General features: G+C 48.2%; 27 protein-coding genes. All 27 read right to left on the bottom strand.

From position 1 onward, the window contains the following. Window positions 1–3: 3 nt before the first annotated feature. The 27 genes from ACNQFG_RS10915 to ACNQFG_RS10785 all read right to left on the bottom strand — a co-directional run bounded on the left by ACNQFG_RS10915 (window position 4) and on the right by ACNQFG_RS10785 (window position 14612). On the bottom strand, window positions 4–429 hold the full coding sequence (locus ACNQFG_RS10915) for a hypothetical protein (RefSeq protein WP_423404918.1): 426 nt from the start codon (window positions 427–429) through the stop codon (window positions 4–6). Between the two features lie 338 nt (window positions 430–767). Then, window positions 768–1082 (bottom strand): hypothetical protein, encoded by a 315-nt coding sequence (locus ACNQFG_RS10910; protein ID WP_423404917.1) that lies wholly within the window; start codon window positions 1080–1082, stop codon window positions 768–770. 356 nt (window positions 1083–1438) lie between these two features. Beyond that, window positions 1439–1780 carry a hypothetical protein gene (locus tag ACNQFG_RS10905; RefSeq protein ID WP_223381436.1) on the bottom strand — a complete coding sequence of 114 codons (342 nt, stop codon included), beginning with the start codon at window positions 1778–1780 and terminating at the stop codon, window positions 1439–1441. A 25-nt stretch (window positions 1781–1805) separates the two neighbouring features. Continuing rightward, on the bottom strand, window positions 1806–2060 hold the full coding sequence (locus ACNQFG_RS10900) for a hypothetical protein (protein ID WP_223381434.1): 255 nt from the start codon (window positions 2058–2060) through the stop codon (window positions 1806–1808). A 2-nt stretch (window positions 2061–2062) separates the two neighbouring features. Next, window positions 2063–2770: an FAD-dependent thymidylate synthase gene (thyX, locus tag ACNQFG_RS10895; RefSeq protein ID WP_223381432.1), complete on the bottom strand. Its 708-nt coding sequence runs from the start codon at window positions 2768–2770 to the stop codon at window positions 2063–2065. Next, window positions 2757–2951, bottom strand: coding sequence for a hypothetical protein (locus ACNQFG_RS10890; protein WP_223381430.1), 195 nt, complete (start codon window positions 2949–2951; stop codon window positions 2757–2759). The genes thyX and ACNQFG_RS10890 overlap by 14 nt, the downstream gene beginning before the upstream one ends. After that, complete coding sequence (locus ACNQFG_RS10885) at window positions 2948–3130, bottom strand: hypothetical protein (protein ID WP_223381428.1); 183 nt, start codon at window positions 3128–3130, stop codon at window positions 2948–2950. Before ACNQFG_RS10885 ends, ACNQFG_RS10890 begins: the two co-directional genes overlap by 4 nt. Continuing rightward, window positions 3127–3567, bottom strand: a complete 441-nt coding sequence (locus tag ACNQFG_RS10880; protein ID WP_423404916.1) for a hypothetical protein — start codon at window positions 3565–3567, stop codon at window positions 3127–3129. Before ACNQFG_RS10880 ends, ACNQFG_RS10885 begins: the two co-directional genes overlap by 4 nt. An 8-nt stretch (window positions 3568–3575) precedes the next feature. Then, a complete protein-coding gene (locus ACNQFG_RS10875) occupies window positions 3576–3707 on the bottom strand; it encodes a hypothetical protein (protein WP_423404915.1) in 132 nt (43 codons plus the stop codon). After that, entirely contained in the window at window positions 3704–3862 is a 159-nt protein-coding gene (locus ACNQFG_RS10870) for a hypothetical protein (RefSeq protein ID WP_423404914.1), read from the bottom strand. Before ACNQFG_RS10870 ends, ACNQFG_RS10875 begins: the two co-directional genes overlap by 4 nt. 31 nt (window positions 3863–3893) lie before the next feature. After that, a complete protein-coding gene (locus tag ACNQFG_RS10865) occupies window positions 3894–4271 on the bottom strand; it encodes a hypothetical protein (protein ID WP_423404913.1) in 378 nt (125 codons plus the stop codon). Continuing rightward, window positions 4268–4687 carry a ribbon-helix-helix protein, CopG family gene (locus ACNQFG_RS10860; protein ID WP_423404912.1) on the bottom strand — a complete coding sequence of 140 codons (420 nt, stop codon included), beginning with the start codon at window positions 4685–4687 and terminating at the stop codon, window positions 4268–4270. The genes ACNQFG_RS10865 and ACNQFG_RS10860 overlap by 4 nt, the downstream gene beginning before the upstream one ends. Next, entirely contained in the window at window positions 4684–4941 is a 258-nt protein-coding gene (locus ACNQFG_RS10855) for a hypothetical protein (protein ID WP_423404911.1), read from the bottom strand. Before ACNQFG_RS10855 ends, ACNQFG_RS10860 begins: the two co-directional genes overlap by 4 nt. A 54-nt stretch (window positions 4942–4995) precedes the next feature. Then, window positions 4996–5157 (bottom strand): hypothetical protein, encoded by a 162-nt coding sequence (locus ACNQFG_RS10850; protein ID WP_423404910.1) that lies wholly within the window; start codon window positions 5155–5157, stop codon window positions 4996–4998. After that, window positions 5150–5695, bottom strand: coding sequence for a dATP/dGTP diphosphohydrolase domain-containing protein (locus ACNQFG_RS10845; RefSeq protein WP_423404909.1), 546 nt, complete (start codon window positions 5693–5695; stop codon window positions 5150–5152). Before ACNQFG_RS10845 ends, ACNQFG_RS10850 begins: the two co-directional genes overlap by 8 nt. Then, window positions 5692–6048 carry a hypothetical protein gene (locus ACNQFG_RS10840; RefSeq protein WP_423404908.1) on the bottom strand — a complete coding sequence of 119 codons (357 nt, stop codon included), beginning with the start codon at window positions 6046–6048 and terminating at the stop codon, window positions 5692–5694. Before ACNQFG_RS10840 ends, ACNQFG_RS10845 begins: the two co-directional genes overlap by 4 nt. Then, the gene (locus tag ACNQFG_RS10835; protein ID WP_423404907.1) at window positions 6048–6344 is read right to left on the bottom strand and encodes a hypothetical protein; all 297 of its coding nucleotides are present in this window, start codon (window positions 6342–6344) and stop codon (window positions 6048–6050) included. The genes ACNQFG_RS10840 and ACNQFG_RS10835 overlap by 1 nt, the downstream gene beginning before the upstream one ends. Then, entirely contained in the window at window positions 6341–6574 is a 234-nt protein-coding gene (locus ACNQFG_RS10830) for a hypothetical protein (RefSeq protein ID WP_118552958.1), read from the bottom strand. The genes ACNQFG_RS10835 and ACNQFG_RS10830 overlap by 4 nt, the downstream gene beginning before the upstream one ends. Continuing rightward, window positions 6574–6780: a hypothetical protein gene (locus tag ACNQFG_RS10825; RefSeq protein WP_118552957.1), complete on the bottom strand. Its 207-nt coding sequence runs from the start codon at window positions 6778–6780 to the stop codon at window positions 6574–6576. Before ACNQFG_RS10825 ends, ACNQFG_RS10830 begins: the two co-directional genes overlap by 1 nt. Next, window positions 6770–7987: a hypothetical protein gene (locus ACNQFG_RS10820; protein ID WP_423404906.1), complete on the bottom strand. Its 1218-nt coding sequence runs from the start codon at window positions 7985–7987 to the stop codon at window positions 6770–6772. The genes ACNQFG_RS10825 and ACNQFG_RS10820 overlap by 11 nt, the downstream gene beginning before the upstream one ends. 8 nt (window positions 7988–7995) lie before the next feature. Beyond that, window positions 7996–8187, bottom strand: coding sequence for a hypothetical protein (locus ACNQFG_RS10815; protein ID WP_223381402.1), 192 nt, complete (start codon window positions 8185–8187; stop codon window positions 7996–7998). A 17-nt stretch (window positions 8188–8204) separates the two neighbouring features. Next, window positions 8205–8363: a hypothetical protein gene (locus tag ACNQFG_RS10810; RefSeq protein ID WP_423404905.1), complete on the bottom strand. Its 159-nt coding sequence runs from the start codon at window positions 8361–8363 to the stop codon at window positions 8205–8207. A gap of 138 nt (window positions 8364–8501) precedes the next feature. Next, on the bottom strand, window positions 8502–8876 hold the full coding sequence (locus ACNQFG_RS10805; RefSeq protein WP_423404904.1) for a DUF3846 domain-containing protein: 375 nt from the start codon (window positions 8874–8876) through the stop codon (window positions 8502–8504). Window positions 8877–8999: 123 nt separating this feature from the next. After that, window positions 9000–9383: a hypothetical protein gene (locus tag ACNQFG_RS10800; RefSeq protein ID WP_423404903.1), complete on the bottom strand. Its 384-nt coding sequence runs from the start codon at window positions 9381–9383 to the stop codon at window positions 9000–9002. Between the two features lie 11 nt (window positions 9384–9394). Beyond that, entirely contained in the window at window positions 9395–9934 is a 540-nt protein-coding gene (locus tag ACNQFG_RS10795; protein ID WP_423404902.1) for a hypothetical protein, read from the bottom strand. 19 nt (window positions 9935–9953) lie between these two features. After that, window positions 9954–10622: a hypothetical protein gene (locus ACNQFG_RS10790; RefSeq protein ID WP_223381397.1), complete on the bottom strand. Its 669-nt coding sequence runs from the start codon at window positions 10620–10622 to the stop codon at window positions 9954–9956. Window positions 10623–10628: 6 nt separating this feature from the next. Continuing rightward, window positions 10629–14612, bottom strand: coding sequence for a DUF5906 domain-containing protein (locus tag ACNQFG_RS10785; protein WP_423406585.1), 3984 nt, complete (start codon window positions 14610–14612; stop codon window positions 10629–10631). Window positions 14613–14628 lie beyond the last annotated feature (16 nt).

The following is a 14628-nucleotide window of genomic DNA, read 5'->3' as shown; positions in this document are numbered from 1 at the left end:
CGCTTAGAACCCATCGAAATCATATTCATTATGCGGAACATGTAGGTTTTCATAGCGACCATCTAACCATTCAGGTTCAGGCTCAAAGTCATCGGCATAGCTTGCTTCTTCTGTTGGGGAAGATGCGATATCTATGTCTCTCTCCTCGATTTCGCTCTCGCATTCTGGGCATACCCAAAGCTCACCGTGCTGTTCCATTCGACAATGACAATCCCAGCACCAATGTTCGCCTGTGGGTTGATCATAGCCCGGAGTATGAATCACACGGTATTCAAATGCGCCATCCGGATGTTTCACCCACAGAACTGGTAGACCCAATTCCAAGGTGCTGTAAACCCAAACCTCATCGCCATTTGGAAGAACATCGCGTCCCTCGTAAGAACAGTCGTGTACCCGCCAGTTTTCAGCCAACTCGTCCATGTAGTCCATGCTCTTTACCTCGTAGAATCAGAAGCATTACGTTCGTACACTGTGGTTCTATGATACATCTATGGGCAAGTTTTTTCAAGTCCCAAAATAGCGCTGGCCAAAAACCCGTTTTTCAGTGTCAATTACTATATATAATTTTTCATTTTTTATTAACTAAAAGAAGAAAGTGGGCTTTTGGCCAAACTGCATAATTTTAACGAATAATCGTTATTTTTTGTGGCCGTTTTTTCTAATTTTTTGGCCACGAACTGGGTTTTTGGCCACGAAAATGACAAATTTTGATGCTTTATCACAAAAATTCACAAAAAGCGGCAAATTAAAATGGGTAGACAGAGCAATCAAAAGAATCCTTTCGAACCAAGAAGGCATATAATCATGAATACTGCAAAACCAACCGCACCAATTATAAGCCCTTTGTTCTCTTCTTTAATATCTTCTTTCCGCTTCTTTTCTTCCATCTCCATCCTCTTGAGCTCCAGCTCTTTCTCAGCCTTTACTCTCTGGACTTCCGCTTCGTTTACATACCGGTGCGTCTCCTGATAATCATCCAACCGAACCTTCGTCCCGCAGAACTCGCAAAACATAAAGTCCAGGTTGTCATCTTTCACCGTCAGTTCAGCACCGCAGCTAGGGCATTTTACTGTCCGTGTCATAAAAGCACCTCCTCATCTTGGTATAAGAATATCATGGAGACGCACCATCGTCAAGATTTACGGCGGCAATTCCCAAATAATCGTATTAAACCTTTTCATTATTTCACATCCCACTCAATTATAACATTGTTCCAACTCGCACTATATCGTTTGCCATTGATTTGGACTTTAATCCTATGATCGGTTGAGCTCATCCAGAACACATCACCATTGCCTTCTACGTACACATCCCTAGTGTTCGGATAGTAAATTGTAATGTGATACTCCTGCTATCAGCCCGTTTTGAGCATCCGCACAACCAGATACTCAGACACAGCATCAGCGTACACCAAATCAGGCATATCGCTCGATCCTTATTACTCATAACTCATCAGCCTCCTTGCCGCTGCGTAGAGGAATTTCTTAACCGACCATGTATTCACACGATACTCAACGCGCAGTTTCTCCAATTCCGGATTCGGATACTCTCCTGCCCTGAACTCCATCATATCCATTGCCCTACGAAGTCTCCGATCCGCAGAACCTGGACTACAGCTGAACTTATCTGCCAGATTGCACTCAATATCTGCCAGCGAGATGAATTGATGAACCTCCAGGTCGTGAATCACCAGTTCAATTGCCTCGCCCAGCAAGTCTCCGCCAAAGGTAAGCACAGGAGCCCTCATCTGTATGAGAAAATCATACGTTTTCTGCTGCATTTCTTGCCACCACATCCTTTCCCACTCAGGTTTTCATAATAGCATTTGCGGCATGAACCAGATATGTGGTACCGTCAATCGTGATTTGCAGCTGATCACCTTCGTAGTCAGTCCAGTTATCTACCTTACCTTCGATGATAGTTCCATCGGGCAGCTTAATCTGTGCCCAGGAGTAGGTAAAGGTCGTATCGAACATCTTATAGTTGCCACAGCTGCACAGAACCACACAGCCCACGAGCATCATCAGGCATGCGACAACGCAAATAATACGATTTTTCATAGTTACTTCTCCACGCTTTCCTTTCCCGTCTGGTCATCCTCCGGCCAGTATGTGTAAATATCATCGAACACCACCGGGATCTTGCTCTGCAGTTCCTTCAGCAGCGGGCACATCAGCTCACGCATCTGAGGATGAGCTGCCACAGGAGTACGCAGCTTGAAGATGTTGCGCCACTCACGGTAATTGGCAGTCACCACGATTTCGGTCTTCAGGCACAGCGGCAGCACGCAGCGAGCCTGTTCGGGACGCATACCGTTAGCTATCATCAGCTTGTAGTCCTTTTCGGCATAAGTCATAGCTTCCAAGAACGAGCTTTTGATCGTAACCTCGCTATCGTTCAGTTCGCAATACTGCTCACCACGGACATAGGACGGCCAGATGAACGTAAGCTCATTGCCAAACTTCTCCTTCGAGTAGTTGCAGTACCGAGTGCTCTCCTGCGCAAAGCTCGCAATGCGGTGCCGCACCAGCTCATTGGCAATGGCCCGGTCACAGGTAAACAGCACGGACAGCTGAGAATGCTCCAGCATAGCCTCATGCCCCTGCTTCACCAGAAAGCCCACCAGCTTCTTTGCCGACTCACCGTCCGGCGTGATCTTATCCTCGCTCTTGTAGCAGACACGGGCCACCCGCTCGATCTGCTGCAGTTCCTTGATGCCGCCCTCAGAAATATCAGTGAGGATTTCGTACTTAGGTTCAATGATTTTCATAATTAAATCTCCTTTTCATCAGTGAATCCACCATTTCGAGCTGACTGAAGCTCTTTCCGTTGCCCCTTTGTGGAACTATGTATCCGAGATGAGCCATTTGTTTATGGTCACAGGATTTCACTTTGGGGCACTTCTGGCATTTTGGAGCAAGAATGGTAATCGCTCCAAAGTCTTCGTTCATAAACTATCCTCCCGCTTCAACTTACACTCCCAGTCGCCGCAGATATCTCCGCAAGCAAACTTCTTTGCAATATTCATGCCTTTACGGATAGCCTCCTGCTTATTTTCTGCTTTGACCACGAAACCCTGATGCCCGCCACCATTGTCCGTGCACTCAAACCAAAATGTGTACATCTTCATATAAAATCCTCCAAAATCGAGTCAAGCAGAATCTCCAGCACCCGGTTTATGCCCGCCACCACTCGATATGGCCACGGTTCTTTCGGTTCCACCCGGACAGGGTTATCAGACTTTCTCAGCGCACCATAAAGCCACCTGTCGAACTGCCTAAGTGAAATATCATTCTCCATGCACCATTCACGAGCATCTGCGTAGCTAATGTCACCATTTATGCAAAGCTCGACCGCATCACGCAACTTAGCGTTCGGCTTAATCAGGATATCTTTTTGAAGCTCGTAATCCTCAAAATACAAGTCCTCGCGTGACCCGTCAGACCTGCGAATAACTTGTGCATAAGCTTTGCCATCCGCATAAAGTGTCGTAATATCCTCATCAATGTCAATTCGAGGACAATCGTACCTCCATATGGCCTCAACAACTTCTTCATAGTCAATCATATCGTACCTCACAGCAGAATCCGGAACAAAATGAACCAGATCAGTTTCAGCGTAAACACAATTATCAACAGCCACGCACAGATGGTCACTGTCGCCGCCAGCAAATGTCCAAGGAATGTACCGAATTTCTCCCAAGTCATACCACACACCTCCTTGCAGCATCCAGACGGCTCTCCGCAGCGTTCAGCTCGAAGATAGCAGCCGTGATAAACTCCGGGTCACAGTTTTCAAAGTGGTTCCGGGCTACCTCAAGATCCTGCATGGCATCTTTCAGCGTGTTGACTGTCGAAATCATCGGCTCTGTCCAGAATATCTTTTTGACGAAATCAACGATTTTGCGCAGCATTTCTACACCTCCACATCTTTGCGACCTGACGAGCCGTGAGCCAGCCCTCAACATCATCATGGCCAAGTAGCTGTGCGCCCATCACCTCGATAAGCCCTTGCTCAAAGCCATAGGAACCCCAACCCCAAATGCCATCCCAGATACGATTTCCAGCAGCATCATACGCAATGATTTGCTCGCCGCCATCGTGTCGTCCGCCCGGAAGATACTCCTGACAGTTCGGTCTGTCCATCTCTGGCCAGCGACGTCCATAACTATGCGGAACCTTAGCGTGCTTCAGCAGAATATCCAGCTTCTGCATCTCGGTCATGTGATTCCAAACCCGGAGTTTCCATGTTTTCTTCGACATGTTTCTCATTTTGCCGCTTGCTCCTCCTGATACTCTACAATTTTTGTCACTTCGCTCTGAACCCGGCATAAGAAATCAAACGCACCGAAGCAACCGCATTCCGCCAATGCCTCGGCGATATCGCCCAAATTATCCATATCGTTTCTTGTGAGATTAACTTGAGCGTTAATATCAATTGCTTTCGTGGCGACCAATCTCGAATACTCGTTCAAGGCGTTGCGAATCACCTCAGATTTTGTTTGTCCTGTACGTTCACAAACATTGGCAAGCAGAGCATTTTCTTCTGGGGTCAGTCGAATTTTAACTGCTACATTTCTCACAATCTCTTTAGGTGGTCTGCCTCGCATGTATTTCACTCCTTTTATAAAAAAATAAAGAGCCGCAGATTTCTCCACGGCTCTCGCCTTTGAGTTAATTGTTCTCAATGTTTTTCAACTGCTTTTTCGATTTCTTTGGCTCCCATCGTAAACATCTTGCCAAACAAGTTCCTTTCATTTTTCTCGACATATTCCAAATAGCCAAGAGCACCACCTTCAGCGCACATGATGTGCTCGGTCGCATACCCAAGTGCCACGCCTGCTCCTTCACCGTGCCAAATGCCTAACTTCCAAATTGCAAATGCACCAATGTAAAGCACTCCCGCCTTTGCCATAGTCGTCATGAATTTGTTCATGTTCATAATTCGTACCTCCAAAATATAATTTCGAGACTAATCATCTCATAAAGGGGCCCATTATTTTCGCGTCTTCTCCTCAAACTTCGCGGGCTTCACCGTACCCTCCCGCGCGCACTCCGTCAGGCACCCATTGCAAGGCTCATCCGTCTCCAGCACCCTAAAGTTCTTGCACTTCGGGCAGTAAGTAGCATAGTCCACTTCACGCATCCAGTCATTCATCAGACTTCATCTCCTCCACAATACCATGAGCCACTGTCTTTTTACAAATAGGGCAGTATGAAAGTTTCATATAGGAATCATGCAAATGTGGTGCATTATTCCATACTTCTTTAGGTACTCTGTGCGTATCGCCACATTGCAGGCATTTAATGCGCACTATATCTAGCGGTTTTACTACGAGATGCTTCTCCAGAAGCTCTAGGTTACACTTTGTGCTAAACCTATCATCCAACTCCGGATGGGTCTCCCGCTGGTTCAGTGCCCAGAGCAGGTTCCAGCAGGCAGCACGCAGGTGGTCCTCATCGTCCATACCGACCATGTACTTTGCCAGATGCCGAGAAGCACTGTCCAGAAGCGAATGCAGCGGGATGCCCTTATCCACATTGTGTTCCCCGTACTTCAGCGCACCTTCCTCGCAGTGCTTGCTGACCTCCATAATGCCATACCAGGGCAGAAGATCCATCCGCCCCTTCCCTGTGTGCATGTCACGTTTTGCACCAGTTTCAAATTCGGTGCGATCTCCAGAATCTTTAATCATTTCCTTTTCCTCCATGTGTAATAAACAGCATAAAGCTGGTTGTGTTCTTTTAGTCTATTGACAATTTGTTTGCCGATTTCGATATGCGCTCTTGGAGCAAATAATTGTTCTGGAGCATTGATGCAACAGTAGCGCTCACGGAAAGGAATATGTTTTTCGCTTCGATCAACCAAGAAACGACCTGTAAAAACACCGTCATCTCTGATGCAGAGATATTTCCAAATAGCAGACAGTGGGCTGCTGTCGTAAGGAACAAATATCGCATTGTGCTCTCCAAAGTGCGTTACACGATGGCAATTAGCATTGATAACTTTGACAAGCTTCTTTCTGATTTTCTTTGAAATATTTCCCATTAGCAGAACCTCCTGATTCTCCCCTGCATAACCTTGTTGGGAATATCCAGCCACCGGATTTTGCATTTGTCCTTGTAGTCAGGGCGCAGCTTCTGCAGAATCATCTTCAATGGCTGCCTCTTAATTTCTTCAATCAAGTCCATGAGACAAGCCGTTACTTTCTCGAAGTATTCTGCAATCGCATTTAAGGCATCTGCTATTTTCTCCCAGGTCGTCGCAGTAAGCCTTAAAGAATCATAAATATCGCGCTTGGCACCGGTTTCAAACTCCGTGCGATCTCCAGAATCTTTAATCATTTGTCTTCCTCCTTTTTGAATCCTTGAAAGTCTCCTATCCCCAAGCTTCCGTCTTTACAATGGTGAACGTCACGTACATGCGCACCAATTCCGCAGCCCTTCGGATACCATTTGCCATCATAGGCTGCACCCGAAACGGATTCAATTGCCGTGTTTTCACTAGCAGTCGCAATAGACTCAAATAATTCTCCACACAAGCGGCACTTGTAAATTCCATGAAACAGCGCCATTAGTTTTCCGCCTCCAACTTTTCAATAATTTTCCCAATCGCGCCAATAACATAATTTCCAAGGAAATTCTGAAAAGCAGCATCATAGGTGGCGCGAAGCATCATTTTGAGTGCCAACTCATCAGAAACTGCGTAATCAGTCATTTCTTTGTTGGCTTTTTCTACGATTTCCTTGGTAAACAGTTCTCGAATATCATTACTCTCCATAAAATTTCCTTTCGTTAAATGCCTTCTTCGAGTTCAGTGCCCTCGAAATTGCCAGATCAATCCCTGCCCGGCTCTTCATGTGGTAGTACCAGAGATCCTTATACGGTGTGTTCAGTCGGTCGATACGCCCAGACGCCTGTTCCATAATCTTGTAGGAGTAGTTCTGACTGTAAAATATAATTGTGTCTGTCTTGATACAGTTCCAACCCTCAGCACCGGCATTGTATTGCACCAAATATACCCATCGCTCTCCATCCGGAATCGGTTGATGCTTATGCCCGTTCCATTGTGCTACTTCCACGCCTTCGTCATAGGCCAGATTCAGCAGAATATCCAGCTCATAGTCAAAGTTGTAGAAGATGATGACTCTGGACCGGGTCATGCAAATATCCAGCACTTCCCGCTGGCGGCTCTCATCCGAATTGACGAGCTTCCGCAGCAGATAGCAGAACTCGCTGGCTGTCTCGATTGGCTTGTTCTCCCAAAGATTCCACCGGTTCTTGCAGATTGACATGTATTTCATCTTGTCATAATCTACGAAAATATTTTCATGGTGAGACACCGTCGAACGTTCAAAATCCATATCGACCAGGACCCGTTCCCGCAGCCTTACCAGACGCTGGGTATTCAAATATCGGTCGATCTTCGGATATTTTGTGCAGAATTGGCTATAAACCACATGCTGGTTATTGAAGTCTGACCGGTTACGGTAAAATCCATTTGCAATGAACACCGGAATATAATCTGTCCAGCAATCGCCGGGGGTCGCGCTGAGCAATATCCATTCATTGCTCTGCGTGATTTTCAGGAAAGCCTTTACCCATGTGCCCTTCCCGACGACTCGCTGCTCGTCAAATATAAAGAACGAATTCTTTACACCAGCATACTTTCCAATGTTATTCCAGGAATCTACAATGACGGTATGCTCGTAAACATCATGCTCTTTATCCGTAGACATGTAGAAATGGGCCAGTTCTTCATCCCATTCGCCAGTATCTCGTTTACGAGCGGTCGTGATGATGTACAAATCCGGTGGTTCTGTCATCTTAACGTAATTTTCCGTGTTCACCATCCCATCAAATAGCGTATAATAGAACGCCAAACTGGTTCTCGATTTTCCGCTTCCTACGCCTCCACATAAGATGCAGCCAATTTTCATCCGTTTGAGTGCATCCAGCTGGTAGTCGTAGAGCGTTACGCCTGCCATCAGTGTAATTACCTCCATTCCGTGTGCACATGGATCGAAGTTTTTCTACAATGATTTTCGTAGGCCAGCAGTGCGATAGTCGCCTCCTGTTCGTCTTCGCCTTCACCATAGACCGTGTAAGCAAAAATCTCCTTGCCGTTTTTCGTAAAGACCTTCCACTCTTTCTTAGTAGAGTCCGTGCTTTTTGCAGTAGGACGCATATTGCAAGCCCTCCTTATCAGCTTCGCGCATGATATCCTGAAGTGTAAGTTTCTTCGGCTTCGGTTCGTCTTTTTTCAGGAACCGCGCCTTTCTGCATTTCTCGCAGTACCTTTGGCCAGGATAAACGGCGTACATCATCACCCCGCAATCCATACATGGCTTGTCGATCTTCCAAGCTTTTGCCACAAATATCAGTCTCCTTTTGCTTTGAGTATTTGCGAGTCATGCGGGAATCGAACCCGCCGTACAGCCCATGCTAATGACTCAAATAAAAGAGCCGCAGATTTCTCCACGGCTCACGAAATTATTGCGATTACTGCTTCGGCTTCATACACACAATATATCTTTTACCGTCCTCGTCCTCAAGCAGACCATAGCAGCGGCGAAACATCCTGGTGTATTTCTCGATCATTTCAACCGAAAGAGAGCCAAAGTCATCTTCGGTCAAGCCTACAATCAGAAATGCACCAGCCACATAGTCGTACATCTGAGCGTCAGCGTTATAAAGCGGCCGGTTGAACTCCAGGCCCTTGAGTTTGCCCTCATCGTTACAAATAAGAGCAACTTTGTCGTCCCACGGGTAGGTTGCTTGAATCAGGCCACCGACCTCTTTCTGCAGAGATTCCAACGAGCCATCAATGTCGATGACCTCCGGTCGGCACATCGGTTTGATGCGCAATACTTTCATAGCTCTTCTCCTTTATTAAAAATATAAGTCTGAGCTGCTGCCTCTGAGAACGCCATTTGCGACGTGGGCACTCACCGGCTGGAGCATTCGACTAGGGACTGACCCCGGCACTCGAAATATCATTTAATAGATTTCAAGGTTCGCGATGCGTTCATCACGACGCTTCTGCTCGATGATATCAGGAGCGACATAGCTGACATTCACCAGATAGGACGGGATGCTGTAGTTTTTTGCAACGAGATTCTCGATGATGCAACCGCGATATCCCTTATCCTCATCGTAAATACCGATGAAGCGGTCTGCTTCAGACAGTTTCTTGATGCTCTCACCGAGATACCAAATCGCCATATTGGTGTTCTCCGGAGGATCATCCTCAAAATAAGTCGGAATCACCTCCAGCTCTTCGCCAAAGACTGCTTCTGCAATCCGGTGCATCTGCTCCATCGATGCCTTGATATCGTATTCCGTGCGGTTGCGCATAGGAACGCTAATAAACAGTTTCTTCATACGCGCCTCCCTTAGAACGGCATGTCGTTCGGGTCGCTCGGCTCGGCCATGTCTGCTTCCGGTGCAGCATAGCGCGCATACCGTTCTGCATACGGATCGGCATCTGCATCCTGCTCGACATACATAACGTCGGCATACAGGCTGTACTCGCCCGGAGTGTTGCGCTTCTCCACGAGATTGGCCTGAACGCAGACATTCTTGACCCGAATGAAATCAAGCTGGCTGATCGTATCAATGTCACAGAGCAGACGCTTGCCGGTGGTAGTGATCCAGTACACGTGCGGCGGCCACTTGGACTCCATGTTGATCGTCACCGGCACGAAGTAGGTCGGAACGAACGGCTCGTCGTAGGTACGCTCAGGATTCGGCTTAGTCTGCCGTACCTTCACACCGAGAGCCACCAACTGATCGGCCAGTTCCTGCGTAGGAATGACCACATTGACGCGGCGCTTGTCCGAGCCAAAGCGGTCGCGGCTGGGATCACCAGAGAAATTGGTGGCATAGATGAAACGTGTATCGTCAATATTGACTTTCTGACGCTTAGTGTACATAAATATCAGTCTCCTATTTTTACTTATTGACTTTCTCTTCGAGAATTTCCAGATTGGCAGTAAGCGCTGCCATTTTAAGAAGCATGGTCACGCTGTTACCGTTTGCTGAGGCAGCGATAAAGTCTTTCAAAGCCTTATTGGCCTTGAAAACATACTCTTTCAGTACATCCTGATTTGCGGATCGATCCGGCGAAACAACAGTGCTTGGGCACTTATACTCGCTCTTCTCAATCCATGTCTTGATTTCCTTGTAGAAATCATCGCTGTTGCTGGCGCAGCGCTTCGCAATAGCCATGGTCAGTCCCTTCTCAGGGTCAAACCCATCCTTTACATTGCACTTCACAACGGTTTTGCTACCATCCGTCCAGAACACAATGGTTGCGGGGGGATTGAAGATCACATTCTTGATACTTGGTGCAGTCATATTGGTTTCCTCCTTCTTTTTGGCTGCCTCTTCCATCACACAGTCAGCCCAGTGCATATAACGCATAGAATCGAGCACCGACCCTTCCCGCTTCCGAATACGCCAGTCACCCTGACGGTCACGCAGAAGATCACCCGGATTGAACTGGAACGTTCTTCCGTCTTCCAGCTCAATATTCATTTGAACAGAACCCAGTTTAGTGTAAAAGTTATTGACAAACCCGATATGATGGCCATAGGGGTCATACAAACTTCCATGACACATAAAATATCACCTCACTTCAAAATTTCTTGCAGCTTCATCCTGAATATCATTCCAGGGAGGAGTCCCAGAATCATCTGCGGCGAACCATTCGAAGTCGCCGTATTTGGAGATCTCATCGACAGCTTCATTGACTTCCTTGTCGAAGTATGCCTTGTCGATATCGTCCTCCATGTGGAGTGAATAGACCGCCTCGCTTTCCAGCCAACGGTAATCCTTTGCTCCGGTCACAGAAGCATATTTCCGTTCACCGGTATCACTCAGGCCCGCTTCCCGCAGCAGCAGAGCACCACCCTTTCCCGGAATAATGGGGCAGAACTGACCGACACGTCCCACAAAAATATAATTGTGTTCGCCTTCGGGCAGGTCCTCATTTTTATCCAGATAGATGGCACCCTTCGACACAGTTTTGGTCTCGCAGAGGTCAGGAAACTCGATGGGTTCCTTCGAGAAGAGCGTCTTGAAGACATACGGCACCTGGAACTGTGTACCGGTGGCAGTCCATTTTCCGCCTTTCTTCTCGTTCTTTTCGGGAATATAACCGTACTGCGCTTTTGCCGTATCCGCATCGAGATACTTTGCAATATAAACGGCGTTGTTCACCAGGCACATCTTTTCATAGGTAGCCTCGTGTTCAAACGTGTACCCGTACTTTTTCGCAAAGTTCATGCAGAAGTCGATGATTTCAGGCGTGGCATCCGGGATTTTGATGGAATCCGTCTTGATGTGTGCCACGGTGAAACCACGCTGCTGCACCTCGTCCTGCAACGTGCGCATGAATAAAGCCCCTCGAAGCGCCACAATGTTGTTGACGTTCTTGGGGTTGCGGAACGGGTTGTCAAAGGTCGCGCTGGTCATCCCGTACACCATGTTGATGGCGATCTTCAGCGCCTGTGTCAAGGCTTTTGCCTGGCCAGGGTCATCCAGATACTTCGCAAGTTTTCCTCCGAACAGCTTCTTGGCCTTGTCGTACTCACCATGCTTTACATGAATACGCACGTCCATCAAGTCGCTGAACTGCTTGGTGTACTCGCCAAAGTAATTCATGGCCACTGCCGAATGCGGATGCATGGATGCTACGTCCAGCAGAGCGATGTTGTGGTACATCCCCGGCTCGGCATACACATAGCCGCCCATGCCGAGGTCGGTGCCGCGGAACATGTTGTGCATCTTTCCGTCATCACCGCGTACCCATTCGTAACCGGGAAACGCATTGATGATGCTCTGATCCGTCAAAATATCAGGCTCAACTTCCACCACCGAATCCGATTTACCTGTTGCCAGGTCGGTGTAGACCAGCTTCGGATGCTTCTCCCGCCCAAATATAATTCGGGCGGTTAGGCTGTTGGTCGTGTCGTTGACTGTCATTCCGGCAAGGTCTGCCAGAATCTCACGCGCAATGAAGTCCGCCTGCCGGTCTTTCGAATAGAACAGCGCTTCCGTTGCCAGAACGTCGTTGTCGCAATACTCCGCAACTTTGTCCCAAAGACTCTTGGGCACCGGTTGATCCCATGGAAGTCCCAACTCCTGATGGTGGATGCCCAGTTCGATTTCGAACTTCTTCAAGCTCTGCTTTTTCGACGAGAAGTCGTAAATATCAGTGTACGAGAGGTTGTACGCCTCGCCAAAGAAGCCCGTATGCTGGTTGACGATTTGATTGGACAGGGCATAGATCTGCTCATTGGACATTCCCAGCATCCGTGCCCAGAGAATATGGTTGTCGTACTTGCGGTTATTGAACCCAACCAGCCGATACTTTGTTAGACCTTCGATCTCCGCCGGGGTGGGGTTGATCATCCGGTAGACTTTATCCTGCTTGGCAAACTTCCAGTTCACGAGCAGTAGGTTCGGAAACACCTCGCAGTTGAAAAATATCATGGGCTTTTCCTCTCCGGTCGGAGCGTTGCGCTCGATGTCATCCTTCGACTTAAAGTGCATTTTCGATATGATTTTGAGGCATGCGTCTGCCTGGTTGGTGCTGTTGGCCGCGAAGGCAAGGATCACATTCCGCATGTCATCGATGTCATACGTCACGTTTCCTTCATACGCTTCCTCCACGATGTGCGCAATGAAGTCCACGCTGGGCTTGGTGTAGGGGCTGATTTCCTTGGCGAGTGCTTTCTTGATGAGAACACGCAGATGCCGCTCATCCTGAATCTGCTTTGTGTCAACCATTTTTTCTCCCTTCAATGGTAAGCCGCTGCTGATGTTTGCAATTGGAATATCATTGCATTTCGACAGTTTTCTCCGGAGCGAGGACTTTCCCGTGAACACCTTCACCTCGATGTTCTCGTCATAGATCCGGCTCAGTTTGGCCGCATCGCCGGTGTAAATATAATGTAGGTGGATTCCCGCACCCGATTTGCTCAGCTCCGCGTAGGTTCTGGGCCATTTGGATGCCGCTTCGAGGTTTCGCTCAAAGCTCTTTTTCCCGTCTGGCCCTGGAATATCAAAGTCGATCACAATGTGGTTCTCCGGGACTTTCACATAGTGCAGTCTTGATGTGTCCAGTCCGCCCAGCCTGGTCCTGACATTCTCCCACTTTTGCAGGGGCGTGCCATTTTCGTTCGCATACTGGGCCAGGCAATCCTTGCAAATATCATTGAAGAGAGAATGCTGCTCTTTGAAGTCAATCCAGGATGAAGGCGGGGGGTCATTTTTCGCAGACTCCCCCTGGGAGGTATCCGCAAATTCCTTGAATTTGTCCGCCTTGAAACCGCTGTAATAGCTGCGCACCCGCTCGCCGTTCACGTCGGTTTCCCGCTCCTTGTAATCCTCGAAGTAGTTCATCAGTTCTTCCCGGAAGGCACGGCGCGAATACGGATATGGCACGTTTGCAGCCGTATTGTATTCGTTGTACATTGCCCATGCCCGTTTCAGGGAGACACCGTTTTCCTTCTTGAAAATATAATAGGAATCCAGCATGAAGTTGTAGAAATCATTGGATGCACCCATCATACGAGTCGGAATATAATCGTCGTACAAACGTTTGTTCTTCTCGTACACTTCCTTGCAGTGGAAGGCAATCCCGCCAAGCTCAAAGTCTACCTTGCCCACCAGGTCGAGGTATTTCTTTGCCGGTATCTTTTCCCCGCTCGGATTCACGTCAATGAGCCGTCGGATCAGGCCCGATTTCGCATCGGTGATCTTGACTGGCTTGTTGGTGCCGAGAAACAGGAAGCACTTAAACTGGTTTGCATAAGCGCTCCGGAATTTCTCATTCACCATCATCGTCTCGTGGGAAACGAGCGAGTTCAGCCGGGTATTGTCCTCGATATGTGACAGGTCGCCGTCGTGCTGGATTGCGATCAGCGGGTTCGATTTGAACGCTTCCAGTGCAAACGCATTTGAAGATGATCCCAGCGCCTTCGAGTCGAAGGTGCCGCAGTACCCCTCGAACAGCTTCTCTACGATGTTCAACACCGTAGATTTGCCGCTGCCGGGCGGACCGTACAGCACAAGGAACTTCTGGATCTTTTTCGAGTCGCCATTGACGATGGCACCAATGGCCCATTCGATCTTTTGGCGCTCTTCCGGAGAATATAACGTGCCCACGAGCTCGTCGTAGGCGCTGATGCTCCCCTTTTCCAACGGATACGGCAGACGCTTGGACGCATAGCTGTCCTTTTTGACCGGGGTGTTTGCAAATATCAATGTGTCGTCGAGGGTGTGATAGTTGTCCCGCATCTGCCGCTGGCAGTATCGGTGCCAGTTGTCGATCATGCCGGACTCCGCATCCCACATATGGAGCACCCGATAGCTGTCGTTGAGCAGCTGCTTGTGCTCCTGCACATAAATATCAAGCTCCCGGTCGATCAGCTGCAGCGCATCCTGCTCCTCCGTGCTCCATAAACCGCGCTCTTCCAACCAGATCGCATAGAAATCAGAACCCCGAATCATCAAATCTTTGGATTTCTTGATGATGAATTTCGGGTAAATTTCGATCGTATTGCGTTTTCCCATCCGCGTTGCGATCATCAGGAAATCAATCATTGGCAACTGACTTCCT

This window comes from Faecalibacterium prausnitzii, assembly GCF_049532945.1.
Taxonomy (GTDB): Bacteria; Bacillota; Clostridia; order Oscillospirales; family Ruminococcaceae; genus Faecalibacterium; species Faecalibacterium prausnitzii_N.
Note: the sequence above shows the minus strand (reverse complement) of the source record. Positions and strands in the feature narration are given on the sequence as shown.

Excerpts from the sequence above, each read along its gene's own strand:
- ACNQFG_RS10900 (WP_223381434.1), bottom strand. The coding sequence starts at position 2,060 with ATGAAAAATCGTATTATTTGCGTTGTCGCATGCCTGATGATGCTCGTG.
- ACNQFG_RS10875 (WP_423404915.1), bottom strand. The coding sequence starts at position 3,707 with ATGACTTGGGAGAAATTCGGTACATTCCTTGGACATTTGCTGGCGGCG.
- ACNQFG_RS10785 (WP_423406585.1), bottom strand. The coding sequence starts at position 14,612 with ATGATTGATTTCCTGATGATCGCAACGCGGATGGGAAAACGCAATACG.
- ACNQFG_RS10820 (WP_423404906.1), bottom strand. The coding sequence starts at position 7,987 with ATGGCAGGCGTAACGCTCTACGACTACCAGCTGGATGCACTCAAACGG.
- ACNQFG_RS10805 (WP_423404904.1), bottom strand. The coding sequence starts at position 8,876 with ATGAAAGTATTGCGCATCAAACCGATGTGCCGACCGGAGGTCATCGAC.
- ACNQFG_RS10915 (WP_423404918.1), bottom strand. The coding sequence starts at position 429 with ATGGACTACATGGACGAGTTGGCTGAAAACTGGCGGGTACACGACTGT.
- ACNQFG_RS10905 (WP_223381436.1), bottom strand. The coding sequence starts at position 1,780 with ATGCAGCAGAAAACGTATGATTTTCTCATACAGATGAGGGCTCCTGTG.
- ACNQFG_RS10825 (WP_118552957.1), bottom strand. The coding sequence starts at position 6,780 with ATGGAGAGTAATGATATTCGAGAACTGTTTACCAAGGAAATCGTAGAA.
- ACNQFG_RS10890 (WP_223381430.1), bottom strand. The coding sequence starts at position 2,951 with ATGAACGAAGACTTTGGAGCGATTACCATTCTTGCTCCAAAATGCCAG.
- ACNQFG_RS10870 (WP_423404914.1), bottom strand. The coding sequence starts at position 3,862 with ATGATTTCGACAGTCAACACGCTGAAAGATGCCATGCAGGATCTTGAG.
- ACNQFG_RS10800 (WP_423404903.1), bottom strand. The coding sequence starts at position 9,383 with ATGAAGAAACTGTTTATTAGCGTTCCTATGCGCAACCGCACGGAATAC.
- ACNQFG_RS10855 (WP_423404911.1), bottom strand. The coding sequence starts at position 4,941 with ATGAACATGAACAAATTCATGACGACTATGGCAAAGGCGGGAGTGCTT.
- ACNQFG_RS10885 (WP_223381428.1), bottom strand. The coding sequence starts at position 3,130 with ATGAAGATGTACACATTTTGGTTTGAGTGCACGGACAATGGTGGCGGG.
- ACNQFG_RS10865 (WP_423404913.1), bottom strand. The coding sequence starts at position 4,271 with ATGAGAAACATGTCGAAGAAAACATGGAAACTCCGGGTTTGGAATCAC.
- ACNQFG_RS10815 (WP_223381402.1), bottom strand. The coding sequence starts at position 8,187 with ATGCGTCCTACTGCAAAAAGCACGGACTCTACTAAGAAAGAGTGGAAG.
- ACNQFG_RS10845 (WP_423404909.1), bottom strand. The coding sequence starts at position 5,695 with ATGATTAAAGATTCTGGAGATCGCACCGAATTTGAAACTGGTGCAAAA.
- ACNQFG_RS10880 (WP_423404916.1), bottom strand. The coding sequence starts at position 3,567 with ATGATTGACTATGAAGAAGTTGTTGAGGCCATATGGAGGTACGATTGT.
- thyX (WP_223381432.1), bottom strand. The coding sequence starts at position 2,770 with ATGAAAATCATTGAACCTAAGTACGAAATCCTCACTGATATTTCTGAG.
- ACNQFG_RS10835 (WP_423404907.1), bottom strand. The coding sequence starts at position 6,344 with ATGATTAAAGATTCTGGAGATCGCACGGAGTTTGAAACCGGTGCCAAG.
- ACNQFG_RS10830 (WP_118552958.1), bottom strand. The coding sequence starts at position 6,574 with ATGGCGCTGTTTCATGGAATTTACAAGTGCCGCTTGTGTGGAGAATTA.
- ACNQFG_RS10795 (WP_423404902.1), bottom strand. The coding sequence starts at position 9,934 with ATGTACACTAAGCGTCAGAAAGTCAATATTGACGATACACGTTTCATC.
- ACNQFG_RS10850 (WP_423404910.1), bottom strand. The coding sequence starts at position 5,157 with ATGAATGACTGGATGCGTGAAGTGGACTATGCTACTTACTGCCCGAAG.
- ACNQFG_RS10910 (WP_423404917.1), bottom strand. The coding sequence starts at position 1,082 with ATGACACGGACAGTAAAATGCCCTAGCTGCGGTGCTGAACTGACGGTG.
- ACNQFG_RS10840 (WP_423404908.1), bottom strand. The coding sequence starts at position 6,048 with ATGGGAAATATTTCAAAGAAAATCAGAAAGAAGCTTGTCAAAGTTATC.
- ACNQFG_RS10790 (WP_223381397.1), bottom strand. The coding sequence starts at position 10,622 with ATGTGTCATGGAAGTTTGTATGACCCCTATGGCCATCATATCGGGTTT.